Source organism: Exiguobacterium sp. B2(2022), assembly GCF_028823655.1.
Taxonomy (GTDB): Bacteria; Bacillota; Bacilli; order Exiguobacteriales; family Exiguobacteriaceae; genus Exiguobacterium; species Exiguobacterium aestuarii_A.
Window position 1 is genome coordinate 1 of sequence record NZ_JAPEHX010000072.1, and the last position, 13,663, is coordinate 13,663.

The window sequence follows — 13,663 nt, forward strand, 5'->3', positions numbered from 1 at the left end:
TTTTTTTGTGTTTAATCGTGTGGTTTGAGGGAACAGTATACGAGCGACAAACCATGAAGGAGGAATTCGGAATGAGTGCAAAAGAAACAGCTTTAAAAATCCTAGATTCAAGTGATGTAGGGACGATGGCGACCGTATATAAGGTGAAGCCACATAGTCGTTACATGACATTTTTCCATGATGATTTTACACTCTACACAGCAACCTCGAACGATACAGATAAGGTGGAGGAATTAGAGAAGAATCCATATACGCATATTTTGATTGGTTATGATGGCGATGGGGTCGGCGACACGTACTTAGAAATCTTAGGGAAAGCGACTGTGTCAGATGATGAATCGATGAAAGAAAAAGTTTGGAACGACAAACTCGAAGGCTGGTTTGATGGACCAGACGATCCGAAGCTTGTCATCCTCAAAATCGAGCCGGAATCGATGCGTGTGATGAACAAGAAAGGTCAGCCACCTCAAGAAGTGACCTTGTAAAATCCTCAAAGGCGCCTCAAGTAGGCGTCTTTTTGATGGATATGAATAGAGTGTGACGTACATATGGACGAATCATGAACAAACAAAAATACATATGTGAAATAGTGAACATAGATGGTATATTGTGAATGTAATCACATTATTCATTTATTCAACTTCTTGAAAAGGAGGAATCATCATGTTCACGAAATTTTGGCAAAATCATAACATCGCTACGGCAATCTTGACGGTGTTACGTGTATGGCTCGGTTATCATTGGTTAACAGCCGGTTGGGGTAAAATCACAGGTGGCTTTGGAACGGAAGGATTCTTAAACAACGCGGTGACACTCGCGACTGGAGAACATCCAGCCGTCGCAGGATGGTGGGCTGCATTCTTAGAAAACGTTGCGATTCCAAACGCTGGATTGTTCGATATCCTGATTCCTTATGGTGAATTTTTGGTCGGGTTAGGGTTATTGCTCGGTGCACTCACACGTAGCGCGGCGTTCTTCGGGCTTGTCATGAACATGGCTTTCTTGCTCTCTGGAACGGTCAGTACGAACCCAACGATGTTGATCGTATCTGTATTGATTTTGGTTGCTGGACATAACGCAGGGAAAATCGGAGTCGACGGTTTGTTCCTTCGCAACTTCGTCGAAACGAAAGTATTGCATCGTTCACCAAATCGTCAAATAGCTTCGTAACTTTTATGCACTCTCCTGTGACAAACCTCTCATGTTTCGGCTACGATAGATATAGCCTACAGAGATAAAGGAGAACGCATATGACTACGACTCATTTTAAATGGCTTGGCTACACAGAAGGTGTGTCCTTCTTGTTGTTACTGTTTATCGCGATGCCATTGAAATACATGGCGGGTATTCCACTCGCGGTCAGTATTGTCGGCGCAGCGCACGGTTTCTTGTTTGTGGCCTACGTACTTGCGGCCATGTACATGGCGTGGCGCTTCCGTTGGGGCTTCAAAGTGCTGACGCTTGCCGTCATGGCATCCGTCATCCCATTCGGACCATTTTTATTAGAAAAACGGGTACTCCCGTCAACAGAGAAGACATCGAACTGATTCGTTCGATGTCTTTTTTGTTACGATATGCGTTCGATTGACTGAACTGTAGCACGTTCTGCTTGGATATCGTGACGGATGCGATGCATGGAAATCAAAGTGAGACTAAGTAAACAAACCATACAGATGGTGTAGAGGAGAGCGACTGGAATTAAATCGCTTAAAAACCCGAAAAGAATGAACCCAAGTGGTGTGATTCCCATTGCAAGTGACTCGAGGACTCCCATCACACGACCTAGATAATTGGGATCTGTGTTCGTTTGTAAATACATCTGAATCGGAATATTTGCTCGAATAACGAAGAGGCCACTCAATAAAGCGAAAAACGAAAAGAATAAGATAGCGGGCAACACGTTGAATGTAAAGTAAAGTGGGATGGCTGGACCGATAAAAAGTAAGCTTAAAACAATTAAGGCACTTCTCATCGTTGAAAGTCGGTACTTAATTTTGAAGAATGGTAATGCATGTAGTAATGAAGCGACTAAAAACCCAATAGCGAACATACTTTCTAAAAATCCGAATTGAAGAGGTGATACCCCGATTTCTTGTAAGGCAGCAATAGGGAATAAGACTTCGGATGCGACAAAAAAGAAATTAAGAAAAGTGGCGAGGAGCGCAATGGTCCATAAAACACGTTGCTTTTTAAGATATTGAAAACCGGATTGCACTTCCTTCCAAGTCGACTGAGACGTTTCTTGAATATCGTGGGTTTGAAATTTAAGTTGAGTGGCGACTAATCCTGCGATGAAAAAGAATACAGCTGAACTGAACAAAAATACGGAAATCGGTAGAATTTTAAATAAAGCTCCGGCCAATAAAGGTGTACCAATACTTGAAAATGAGATGATACTTTGGATTAATGAGTTGGTCCGTTGTAACTCTTCTTCCTTAAACAAAAGAGGGATTGAGCTAGATAAAGTCACGGATAGGAAAGTTGAAAAAACAGAGAGTAATGCGGTGATCAAAAGATAAGCAGGGACATTAAATGTCCAAATTAAGCTCGAAATTCCGGCAAGAAGAAACAGCAATCCATTTAACGTTTCCATATTTACGATGACACGCTTGCGATTTAGCTTGTCTGCATAAGCACCAGCAAAAGGAGAGAGCAGAATGCGAGGAAGGGTTCCTGCTAACAAGACAATCGCAAATTGTAACCCTGAACCGGAAGTGGTAAGTACAGTCAATCCGGCGATAAATGTGAACAAGTTTGAGGCGAACAACGACATGAATTTTCCGATTAACAAGATGTGTAGATTTGAAAATGATTTTTTCATAAGAAGTCTCCTTTACAAATTAGTTAAATGTGATTTAACATTATCATAAAGGCAATCGAGTGAAATGTAAACATAAAGTTCAATATAATTTAACTTTGAGAGGTGTCATATGATTGGAGAGCGCATTAAAGCATTGCGAAAACAAAAAAAAATGACTCAAACACAGTTGGCGGAAGGAATTGTCACGAAATCAATGCTTAGCATGATTGAGAATGGAAAAGCGGAGGCATCGATGCGCAGTTTGCGAGAACTCGCCAGTCGATTGGATGTATCAGTACAGTTTTTGCTCAAAGATTCTAGAGAGTCTGAACTACAAAAACTTGTAGAGGAAATCGAATACGCAGATATGGGTTTTATGAAATGGGACAATAAAGATATTATCGAGCGTTTAGAACCATTTCTTGATAGTGACATGCAATCGATTTGGTTGGGACGAGCGTATGTTTTTTATGGTGACGCGATTTTGACGAATGACAATCGCGATTTAGTATTAAATTATTATGATCGTGCTATTGAGTTATTTGAACGATTAGGTGAGAAAGATGAAATTGCAATGACGCGAATCGGTCAAGCATATTATTTAATGCACTGGGATCGATTTGATGAAGCGGGTGAAAAAATCGAACTGATTGAACAGCTCGATTCTCAAGCGATGAAAACAAAAACACGGATCGAATTTTATATGCTGCTTGTTTTTAAAGAATTACTTTACAACGCTCAATTGTCTCATGCTATTCAATATTTACAAGAAGCATTGAATTATATGAAACAGACTCGAACTTATTATCGAGCAGATGACGTTTATCGAGCTCTCGTCATTTGCGCACTTTATCGAAAAGAGAACGAATTGATTCAGAAAGCAATCATGAAAGCTCGACAGTATGTTGATTTTACCGAAGATGATTCTTCTAGAATGAGATTGGCGTTTACAGAAGGCTTAGTGGCGATGAAACAAAATAATGTAGACTTGATGGGGGTTCAATTAAACATTATCGAAGAAATCTTGCAAAAAGAAGAAAGCTATATGGTGATTAAAGAGGAAAAACGCTTCATTACTCCTTTTGAAATGTTTAAAGGAGTTTATCATGCGATGAAAGGCGATATCGAAAAAGCGGAAGTATTCTTAAATGAATTGTGGGAAAGAAGAAATGAATGGCAACTGAAGCATAGCTTGATTGACCAAGCCATTTATTTAGAAGGACTATTACTTGGTACCCTTTACGGATGTGGGAATCAATGGTTAGAGGAAATCGAGATACTTATTGATCAATTCCCTGAAGGGTACTATCATCAAAACTTAACGGGGTTACTAATTAAAATCAAGGGCTGACGAATCAGCCCTTGAACGTTTGAATCAATGTCCCTTGACCATGCTCGACTTGGACGGAAGCGTGTGCTCCATTGACGAGCGTCATTTGCGGCGGAACGTGTCCGAAATCGATATCGAAAAAGATAGGAACCTCTAACATGTGGTGAAGCTCCTCATACACCATCTCGGTCGTATAGTCTTGATGCACAGATGGGGCATCACTTCGTCCGAACAGAATACCAGACGTCTGATTGAACCAACCGGCCCACTTCATTTGAAGAAGGGTCCTTTTTAATGCCGGAACGTTCATCTCGACGTTCTCAAAATACCAAAGAATCGGTTCATCATTCAGGTGCTCGTGTTGGAACGTCTTAACGTCTCCATACGGTGTCCCGATTGTATGTAAGAGCACGTCAAGACATCCGCCGAGCAATCGACCTGTCGCGTGTTGACCACCGATTGCTTTCCATTCAGTCGTTTCCGTCAAATGAAACAGATGTGGCGTCGGATTGTCAAACTGCCATTCTTTTTGGAACTTCTCGGACGAGCGTTGGATGACCGTCTCGTCGACCCGCGTTGACAATACATCGAGCCAGCGCGAACTCGTCTCGTCCCATACATCTGCACGTAAATCGACCAGGTTCGGACCATGGACCGAGGCGATTCCGGTTTTTAATGTATAGACGAAGAGTAACAAACTCGTATCCGAATAACCGAGCATCCATTTCGCGGGTAAGGATTGCCAATCGACTTGATCGAGGATTTCCATTAAGAGTTCCCCACCCCAGGGCGGGATGATCAAGTCGACAGTGTCGTCTTGAAGGAGATTGGTCAATTCATTTACTCGTACGCGAGCCGGGGAGGACTTCCCGAATTGTTGTTTCCACGCATTCGGAGTGAATTGTAACGTGAACCCTCGATCGGAAAACTTCTGTTCTGCTTGATGCAATAAATGGTGTAATTCTGTTGGTATACCTGACGAGGGAGCGGTGACACCGATTTGATGACCGGTGAACTGTGGATAACGAATCATGACGACCTCCTGTGGATAAGTGATAAATGAAATCGGTTAAAATGGTTATCCACATGTGGACAACTAGTTGGAGCGCATCCGTTCCGCGTGACGCATTCCCCATTCGTTCATCGCTTCGAGAATCGGGATCAGTGTTTTCCCATACTCGCTTAAGCGATAATCGACACGGGGAGGGACTTCTGGATAGACGGTCCGGATGACGATATCTTGTTCTTCTAAATCACGGAGTTGTGCGGTCAGTATCTTTTGACTGATTTTTGGTAACGCTCGTTTCAACTCACTGAAGCGTAACGTATCCCCATTGATCAGGACGAGGAGGATGGAGTGCTTCCATTTTCCTGTAATCAGTTCGAGTGCCGTATCGACTTCGCAGCTTGTTATCTTGGTCACATCGTTCTTCCTTTCCATTAGTATCGTTGAAGTAACTATACCACCTTTTTGTGCCTACTTCTGCAATGTGAGCCGAGCGGGTATAGTGAAGGTGAGGTGATTGTATATGAAAATCGAAAATATTGAACTAGGACCGGTGACGCTACGCGTCCGTGACATCGAACAGATGAAACAATTTTATGTAGACGTGATTGGGATGAGTGTCCTTGAAGAAACCGAAGAGCTTGCCACGCTCGGAACGAAAGAGCGTCCGCTCGTCATCTTGCACCATGTTCCGCAGGCGAAGACGAATCCGCGAGCGGCAGGGTTGTTTCATTTAGCGATTCTATTACCGGATCGTGTAGCGTTGGGAAGCATCTTGGCGCATCTTATCGAACAACGCATCGAAGTCGGGCAAGGCGATCATTTAGTGAGCGAGGCGTTCTATTTGAGTGACCCAGAAGGGAACGGGATCGAGCTATATGCCGATCGTCCGAAGGAACAATGGAGTTATGAATCGAACGGGCATGTGAAGATGGCGACTGAACCAGTCGACTATGAATCGATGCTTCAAGCTGCAGTGAATCAACCATTCACTGGTTTACCGGTCGGCCCGACGATGGGACATGTGCATTTTAAAGTCCGGTCGATCGAAGCAGCAAAACGCTTCTACCATGACCGACTCGGGTTTTCCATTACGACGGATTCTTATCCGGGGGCATTGTTCTTAGCGGCAGACGGGTATCATCATCACATCGGCACGAACGTGTGGGCACGTCCGAGTGAGGCTCTAGGAGTCGAAGCAGGACTCGAAGCGTGGACACTTCTTGTCAACGAAGAGACAAACCAGGCATTAGGCGGAACATCGTCTGAATGGACGTTGACGGATGAAGATGGAATTACCGTGCATATAAAAAGAACGGGCGCATGAGCGGCCGTTCTTTTTAACGTGCGGATGTTTTCTTCTGACCTGCGTTGAAGGAGAGACGAAGTCCGCGTTTTTGATACGCTTGCTCGACTCGCTTCGGGTTGAGGCTGAGCTCGAGATGAGCCAACTTCAAATGGTCAAGTGCCGGCACCGTGACATCAAGACGAACGAGCTCCATGTTGCGCTCTGCTTTCTTGCGTGTTCGTCTCAAGTTACGGGGCACCTCCTCTGACGTCAGTGCCGCGATCGTTTCATTTACTTGTTGTCGTTTATCACCTTTGATACTCAAGGCAGAATACAGCTTATCGAGCGAACCGAATCGTTTAATCAGTTGGACCGATTGGTTTTCGTCAAGTCCCGCAACCGGTGGAATTCCGTCTGAACGGTCTCCCGTCAACGCTTTAACGGCTGACAGCTGTTTCGGTTTCAATCCTTCGTATAACGCCGCAATCTCTTCTGGTCGAATTTCTAAATGACGTTTGAGCGGTAACGGACGGTTATCACGAATATCACAGCGAGCTTGCATTTGCTGAAGCTCCTGTGTTTGCAACCAAACGGTGATTCGTGGACTGACAAGCTGTAACAAGTCTTTGTCTTTTGTCATGATGACCACAGGTGCACTGCAACTGAATTTACGTGCGATGTGGGCGATTAAATCTTCCCCTTCATAGCCTTCTACTTGGAATTGTGGAATTCCACTATCCTCAAGCAGTTGGCGCATGAGTTCCATCTGTGCTTTCAATTCAGGCGGTGTTTGACGTCTGCGGCGTTTATAGCCCGGGTAGAGTTCTCGACGCCATAATGTTTCACGTGAGACGTCCCAGACGACGACAAAGTGAGTCGGACGATGTCTACGTAGAATCGTCCGGATGAGGCCGGTCATTCCGATGACGGCACTCCGATCGTTTTTGGATACCTCGCGTCCTTTTTTCGTTCGGCTCGCGGCGGCACCATAGTAAGCACTGGCCAGCATGGAGTTACCGTCAATCAAAAATAGTTTGCGTTCCATGCGTAACCTTCTTTCTATTTCTTTCTGTTTAAACCGAACATCTCGCCATGTTTCGGTGATGTTGTGTCATTGAGTGCGTGACACTCAAATAAGCAACATATGTGCAGTATATCACGGCAAGAGGCGAAAATATAGCGACAGTTCGGTTCACACATGAAAAACCCTTCTCCAAATCAAGGAGAAGGGTTTGACAGAAACCTTATTCTGAGAGAGGCTCTTCCTCTTCATGTGAAGCTAAAATCAGGTCGACGAAGACGATTCGATGGTTATCGACTTCACTGACAATCAATTCATGGTCGCCAGGTAAGAGAAAGCGTTCGCCCGTCCGAGCGTTCGCTTTTTGCGATAGAACAAATCCGCCAACCGTATCGACATCATCTTCGATTTCGATCCCAAACCGTTCCTCAAGTTCTTGTGTTAACACAAGTCCAGAGAGACGGTAATGTTTCGGAGCAATTTCTGTAATTTCTGCTTGTTCATCTCGGTCGAACTCGTCGCGAATCTCACCAACGATTTCTTCTAGGATGTCTTCAATCGTTAAGAGGCCGGCAGTACCCCCGTACTCATCGATGACTAAACACATCATCGTCTGCGCGTTTTGCATCTTCACCATCGCTTCTTGAAGCGGCGTGAACTCGGTGACGAGTGGCAATTGATGAATGAACGATTCGAACGGTGCGTCATTTTTCGAAAGTTGAGCAGTGAAGAGTTGTTTTGCATTCACAAATCCGAGCACGTCGTCACGGTCGCCATCTCGTGTGACCGGATAACGCGTATACTGGTGCTCTTCGACAACTGAAATGATCTCTTCAATCGTATCTTCTTCATCGATTGTGACCATGTTCATACGTGGAACCATGGCATCCTTGGCGATTCGTTCGTCAAACGAGAAGATGTTTTGTACATACGCCAACTCGTTTTCGTTGATTTCACCACTACGGAAACTTTCCGTCATGATGATTTTCAGCTCTTCTTCTGAGTGTGCCGTCTCCTGAGCCGTCGTCTGCACCCCAAATAAGCGGAGGGTGAGACGTGCCATACTGTTCAAGGCACGAATGAACGGGTAGAAGATTTTCGTGAACACGTAGAGTGGGCGTGCGACAAGGAGCGTCAACTTTTCGGCTTCATGGACCGCAAGTGTTTTCGGCACAAGTTCTCCAATGACGACGTGCAGGAACGCAATGAGTAAGAATGCGATCAGGAACGACAAGAATGTCACGAGAGATGGCGATAAGTTTAGCTGGTCGACCAACGTGTGGATATATGTTTCGATTTGGTCGGCACCAATCCACCCGAGCCCGAGTGCAGAAAGTGTAATCCCGAACTGAGATGCAGAAAGGGAGTCGTCGATATTCTCGATGACTTTTTTTGCGCTGACCGCTTTCTTGTTTCCTTCAAGCACGAGCTGGTCGAGTCGAGCGCCACGCACTTTCACAATTGAAAATTCGGCTGCCACGAAAAAGGCAGTCAAAAAGATTAAGAGCGCAACGATGAGTAAGCTGAGTAACATGGGACTGTCCAACAATTCCCCCAAAAATCGGGGAGTCACCTCCATTGAGTATAAGATCAAACGTCTTTCAGGCAGTTCCTGAAAACGAATAGTTTGTTTCAGTATAGTTGATTTGTTTCAAATATTCAAAATGCAGCCAATCATGTTTGATGAAGAGGGGAATGTGGGAACTAAGAACGAGAAGATGAAGGAGGAGTTCACATGGCAAACTATCCAGAATTAAAAGGAAAAGTCGCGGTCATCACGGGAAGCTCGAAAGGTCTCGGTCGAGCAATCGGTGAGCGTTATGCGAAAGAAGGGATGAACGTCGTCCTGAACTATCGTAGTAGTGAAAAAGAGATGGAAGAAGTCATCCGTGGCATCGAGGCAGGTGGTGGGAAAGCCGTCGCTGTAAAAGGGGATGTCTCGGAAGAAGGACTCGCGGAGAAAATGATCGAGAAAGCCATCTCTGAGTTTGGGAAGATGGATATTTTCGTGAATAACGCCGGCGTTCAAGTCGAGGCGAAAACACATGAGATGGAATTCGATAATTGGAAGAAAATTATCGACGTCAACTTGAACGGAACGTTCCTTGGTGTCCGTGCTGCCTTGAAGTATTTCGTTGAGAACGAAATTGAAGGCAATATCATCAACATGTCTTCTGTTCACGAAGTCATTCCACGTCCAGGTTACACACATTACGCTGCAAGTAAGGGTGGCGTAAAAATGTTTACGAAATCAGTCGCTCTCGAATATGCACCGAATCATATTCGGATCAATGCGATTGCCCCTGGTGCGATTGATACGCCAATCAATGAAGAGACGATGAGCGACCCAGAAGAGAAAAAAGGGTTAGAAGCACTCATCCCATCTCACGTCATCGGGAAGCCTGAACAAATCGCCGCCGTTGCCGCATGGCTCGCGTCGGATGAATCGTCATATGTCACAGGGACAACGATCTTTGCGGATGGTGGGCTGTCACTTTACCCGTCATTCGGTCCAGAGAATAAAGTACAGTAAACAAGAGGGTGCGCTAGCGCACCCTCTTGTTGTTTAACTACTCATTTGACTCGTTACATCCATTTTTGGAAGACTAACGGTGAAAATGGAACCTTTACCGATGTTCGACGTGGCATGAATTGTGCCGCCATGACCTTCTGCAATCTCTTTACAAATCGCGAGACCAAGGCCAGTGCCTCCGATTTTGCGACTGGCGGAATTGTCGACGCGATAAAACTTGTCAAACAATTTCGATAGTGCGGTCTGAGGAATCCCGATTCCATGGTCTTCAATCGAAATATCAATCCAATCCGGTCGCTCACATGCGACGCGAACATGGATGTCTCCACCATGAGGAGAATACTTCACAGCATTATGAAGTAGATTCGCGAATAGTTGCCCGAGTCGCGTTCGGTCTCCATATACATAAAGATCTTCCTGACAATCAAACGAAATATGATGATGTTGACTTGCTCCTTGATGCACTGCGATGGCCTGTTTCAGGATGTCGGACAGGCGCTCGAATTCGTTATGATACGTCTGTTGTCCTGATTCCATCCGTTGGACATCGAGCAAGTTGGAAATCAAATCTTCGAGACGTAACGTTTCCTGATGGATCATCCCTAAATATTTCTCCGAACGTTCGGGAGATAGCTGTCGAAAACGAAGAAGTTCGGTGAATCCGATGATACTCGTGAGCGGCGTGCGGAGTTCATGAGAGACGGTCGAAACGAGTTCGGTTTTCAAACGGTCGACTTCAGTCTCATGGGTGACATCACGGAAGACGAGCATCGTCCCGTGTCGTGTTCCCCTCAAGTAAATCTTCTCCGCATACATTTGAATGAAGCGCTCTTCTTGATTCATCGAGAACGTGACGCTCTCTTCTTTGCACTGTCCGTCAAACGACCGTTCCATGAACGCGAAAAAGTCATCCTTTTGGTCGACCTGCAGTCCAAGTTCTTCAAGGCTGGCGTCTAAACGATATAAGTCGACTTCGTTTCGCTTTGTGATCGGTTGGTTAAACAAGACGAAGAGGGCTTGGTTGGCCACTTTTTCGCTTGTTGCGTGCTCGACATAGATGACGGCATCGCGGATGGAGTGAAGGAGACGCGCTGTCTTTTCACGCTCTTCTTCGATTCGATGGCGCTGCGTTGTGAGTGACGAAGCCATCTGGCGGAATGAGGTCGTCAGTTGACCGACCTCGTTTTTAGATTGAACGGTGACCGGCGTGACCGGTTGTTTCTCTCCGGCAAGGCGCTTGCTGTTTTCAATCAATTCCTGAAGTTGACCCGTTAAGCGTCTGACGTAAGGGCGAGCGACGATGAAGAGAATGAATAGGACTCCGAGTAAGGAGAGGAGCCATAAAGCTTGTGCCCATTTCGTATGTGTCGCAAGTTGAGCACGGAGCGCATCCTCTTCTGCGTTCAGTGAGTTCCGATATTCCGTGAAGACGCTCTCCATATCGACGATGCTCGCGCTCATATCTGCGGCACTTTTCGAGTTAATTTTAAATTTACGGTCTGCCGGCGGCTCTTGCGCTCATATCTGCGGCACTTTTCGAGTTAATTTTAAATTTACGGTCTGCCGGCGGCTCTTTTTGAGGGTTTACTTTCCCGAGCGTCGGCATTTTTAAAAAGGGTTCGGTTACGCTTCCGTTCCGCTTTCCTTCTACATAACGTTCGAGGCTCGGCATGACGCGTTCTTGATAAGCAACAAACAGCGTACGGGCATCGCTCGCATACGTTTTTTCCTTATCGGTTACGGCGTTCTGTTCGAACCAAGTCGTCTGTTCGTCAATTAAAACTTGTTTATCTTGTACGCGCTCTAGCATCGCATCGTCTCCGAGGAGTACGTAGCCGCGCATTTCATATTGCATCGACTGCCAGGTCTCGAACAATTCGGTCGCATTCGTGCGCCGTTCACTGATGTTTTCGAGCGATGACGTCGTCTGTTCGATTTGGTTTTCCGTATACACGTATACGGCAAGCGACGTGAGGAGGATCAGTCCGATGAATAAGTAGAAGACAAATAAAAACTGTCTTCCGATCCGTTGGTCAATCCATGACTTCATAAAGACCGTTCCTTCCTAGAATGATGAACATTCCGACTGTGACAAATATCCTACGAGTGTCGTTCTTTCATTGTACAGATTCACCTCCTCAGAAGCTAGATATTGAGAAATCAGGGGAATGAATACTATTGTTTATTGAATAGTAGTGATTGATGTGCTATTGTTCTATGTATAGTAGGGGGTGGGATGATGAATCCTCAATTCAAGAAGGGTGTACTCAATCTTTGTGTGCTGGCGCTTGTAGCGGAACAAGACCGCTACGGCTATGAACTCGTCCAAGCGATTTCGGCTAAAGTAGCGATTTCAGAAGGTGCCGTCTATCCGTTGTTACGTCGATTGACGACAGAGGGCTATTTCACAACGTATTTAATGGAGTCCGGGGAAGGCCCTCCAAGGAAGTATTATCAGATCACGGAACAAGGGCGAACACATTTGGCTGAGTTACGAACGGAATGGGATGTATTCACGAACGGCGTCAATGACTTAATCCGAGGGGGAGACGACAGATGAATGAAGAACAGTATTTGTCAGAGCTTGAGCAATTATTGATGAACGTGAAGGTGAAAGATCGCCTCGATATTTTACGAGATGTGTCTGAGTACTTCACGAGCGGTCGATTAGAAGGAAGAAGTGATGAAGAGATGGCGCGCGAGTTAGGGGAACCGAGCGTGCTCGCATCGGAACTACTTGCCTCTGTCGATTTTGAAGTAGCGGAGTCGACACGACCGCCTGCAGTTGTCAAAAGTTCGACCGTCGCTTTCCAAAGCGTCCTCATTCAAGTTCAACATGCGCAGGTGTTCGTGACACCATCACAAGATGGGTATGCGTACGCGACACTTGAAACAGAGACCGACCATGGGGTAGTCATGGATATCGTCGGGGACACGTTAGAAATCCGGATTGAATCCGAACGTCGTTTCGGTCTGTCTGATTTGTTTTCGTGGTTTGGGTCAAAAGCACCGGTCCTTCGGGTCGAGCTACCTCATCACGCCTATCATCAAATTCAATTGAAGAATCGTCACGGTTCAAGTGATGTACAAAATCTTCAAGCGGAACGTTTACTCGTAGAGAGCGAGAATGGGCGAATCATCGCACATCACATTCAAGCACGTCATGGCGAACTTCGCACATCGAACGGGAAAGTGCTCGCATCAGACTGTCATGGTCACGATTGGGAGCTTCATTCCTCAAACGGTCGTGTTGAAGCGAAGCACTCTCAGCTAGAGCGCATCAACATCCATTCCTCGAACGGTCGAATCGATGTTGATCACGTCACAGGAGCCATTGATGCCAAGACTTCGAACGGCCGGATTGACTGCCTCGTTCAATCGATTCAAGCACCGATTCGTTTGAAGACCAACAACGGAAAGATTGACTTGCACGTCGATGAACGTCCGGAAGATGTGACGATTCGGGCGAAGTCACGGAATGGAAAAGTCAATGTGTTCGGAGAACGGTCGAAAGAGTGCGTGTTCGGTGAAGGATCTATTGAAGTGAAATTAACAAGCTCAAATGGGAGCGTCACGGTATCAGGATAAACGTAGCCCCTCCATCGATGATATGCTCCCCGATAGGTAGAGAGATGAAATAACAAATCTGTTTATTCTAATTGGGGAGTGTTTTTTTATGGCGAGA

The 13,663-nt window shown here is 45.7% G+C and carries 15 protein-coding genes; 8 read left to right on the forward strand and 7 right to left on the reverse strand.

The annotated features are described in order from the left end of the window. The first annotated feature begins 71 nt into the window (after positions 1-71). From ON063_RS12855 to ON063_RS12865, 3 genes are all read left to right on the forward strand, one after another. A complete protein-coding gene (locus ON063_RS12855) occupies positions 72-485 on the forward strand; it encodes a pyridoxamine 5'-phosphate oxidase family protein (RefSeq protein WP_214695810.1) in 414 nt (137 codons plus the stop codon). 178 nt (positions 486-663) lie between these two features. After that, a complete protein-coding gene (locus tag ON063_RS12860) occupies positions 664-1,170 on the forward strand; it encodes a DoxX family membrane protein (protein WP_214746834.1) in 507 nt (168 codons plus the stop codon). Between the two features lie 80 nt (positions 1,171-1,250). Continuing rightward, the gene (locus tag ON063_RS12865; RefSeq protein ID WP_074034148.1) at positions 1,251-1,547 is read left to right on the forward strand and encodes a DUF3817 domain-containing protein; all 297 of its coding nucleotides are present in this window, start codon (positions 1,251-1,253) and stop codon (positions 1,545-1,547) included. Between the two features lie 20 nt (positions 1,548-1,567). Here ON063_RS12865 and ON063_RS12870 read toward each other — a convergent pair whose 3' ends face one another. Next, complete coding sequence (locus ON063_RS12870; protein ID WP_274665398.1) at positions 1,568-2,821, reverse strand: MFS transporter; 1,254 nt, start codon at positions 2,819-2,821, stop codon at positions 1,568-1,570. A 109-nt stretch (positions 2,822-2,930) separates the two neighbouring features. Between ON063_RS12870 and ON063_RS12875 the strand changes: the two genes are divergently transcribed. Continuing rightward, positions 2,931-4,151, forward strand: a complete 1,221-nt coding sequence (locus ON063_RS12875) for a helix-turn-helix domain-containing protein (protein ID WP_274665399.1) — start codon at positions 2,931-2,933, stop codon at positions 4,149-4,151. Positions 4,152-4,155: 4 nt separating this feature from the next. On the opposite strand, the gene ON063_RS12880 is transcribed toward ON063_RS12875, so the two are convergent. Together ON063_RS12880 and ON063_RS12885 are read right to left on the reverse strand one after the other, a co-directional pair. After that, positions 4,156-5,163: a S66 family peptidase gene (locus ON063_RS12880; protein ID WP_274665400.1), complete on the reverse strand. Its 1,008-nt coding sequence runs from the start codon at positions 5,161-5,163 to the stop codon at positions 4,156-4,158. A gap of 63 nt (positions 5,164-5,226) precedes the next feature. Next, positions 5,227-5,553 (reverse strand): winged helix-turn-helix transcriptional regulator, encoded by a 327-nt coding sequence (locus ON063_RS12885; RefSeq protein WP_214790236.1) that lies wholly within the window; start codon positions 5,551-5,553, stop codon positions 5,227-5,229. A gap of 106 nt (positions 5,554-5,659) precedes the next feature. Here ON063_RS12885 and ON063_RS12890 point away from each other — a divergent pair, with 106 nt between their 5' ends. Next, entirely contained in the window at positions 5,660-6,463 is an 804-nt protein-coding gene (locus ON063_RS12890; protein ID WP_274665401.1) for a VOC family protein, read from the forward strand. A 13-nt stretch (positions 6,464-6,476) separates the two neighbouring features. Here the strand turns inward: ON063_RS12890 and ON063_RS12895 are convergent, their stop codons facing one another. Beyond that, positions 6,477-7,469 carry a 5'-3' exonuclease gene (locus tag ON063_RS12895; protein WP_074034157.1) on the reverse strand — a complete coding sequence of 331 codons (993 nt, stop codon included), beginning with the start codon at positions 7,467-7,469 and terminating at the stop codon, positions 6,477-6,479. 199 nt (positions 7,470-7,668) lie between these two features. Beyond that, positions 7,669-8,991: a hemolysin family protein gene (locus ON063_RS12900; RefSeq protein ID WP_214695824.1), complete on the reverse strand. Its 1,323-nt coding sequence runs from the start codon at positions 8,989-8,991 to the stop codon at positions 7,669-7,671. A gap of 189 nt (positions 8,992-9,180) precedes the next feature. Between ON063_RS12900 and ON063_RS12905 the strand changes: the two genes are divergently transcribed. Continuing rightward, on the forward strand, positions 9,181-9,978 hold the full coding sequence (locus tag ON063_RS12905; RefSeq protein ID WP_274665402.1) for a glucose 1-dehydrogenase: 798 nt from the start codon (positions 9,181-9,183) through the stop codon (positions 9,976-9,978). Between the two features lie 33 nt (positions 9,979-10,011). On the opposite strand, the gene ON063_RS12910 is transcribed toward ON063_RS12905, so the two are convergent. Further along, entirely contained in the window at positions 10,012-11,439 is a 1,428-nt protein-coding gene (locus tag ON063_RS12910) for a HAMP domain-containing sensor histidine kinase (protein WP_274665403.1), read from the reverse strand. Between the two features lie 31 nt (positions 11,440-11,470). Then, positions 11,471-12,028, reverse strand: a complete 558-nt coding sequence (locus tag ON063_RS12915) for a CHASE3 domain-containing protein (RefSeq protein WP_274665404.1) — start codon at positions 12,026-12,028, stop codon at positions 11,471-11,473. 189 nt (positions 12,029-12,217) lie between these two features. On the opposite strand from ON063_RS12915, the gene ON063_RS12920 reads away from it, so the two are divergent. Then, positions 12,218-12,538 (forward strand): PadR family transcriptional regulator, encoded by a 321-nt coding sequence (locus tag ON063_RS12920; RefSeq protein WP_074034162.1) that lies wholly within the window; start codon positions 12,218-12,220, stop codon positions 12,536-12,538. Further along, positions 12,535-13,566: a DUF4097 family beta strand repeat-containing protein gene (locus tag ON063_RS12925; protein ID WP_274665405.1), complete on the forward strand. Its 1,032-nt coding sequence runs from the start codon at positions 12,535-12,537 to the stop codon at positions 13,564-13,566. The genes ON063_RS12920 and ON063_RS12925 overlap by 4 nt, the downstream gene beginning before the upstream one ends. The last annotated feature ends 97 nt before the right edge of the window (positions 13,567-13,663 follow it).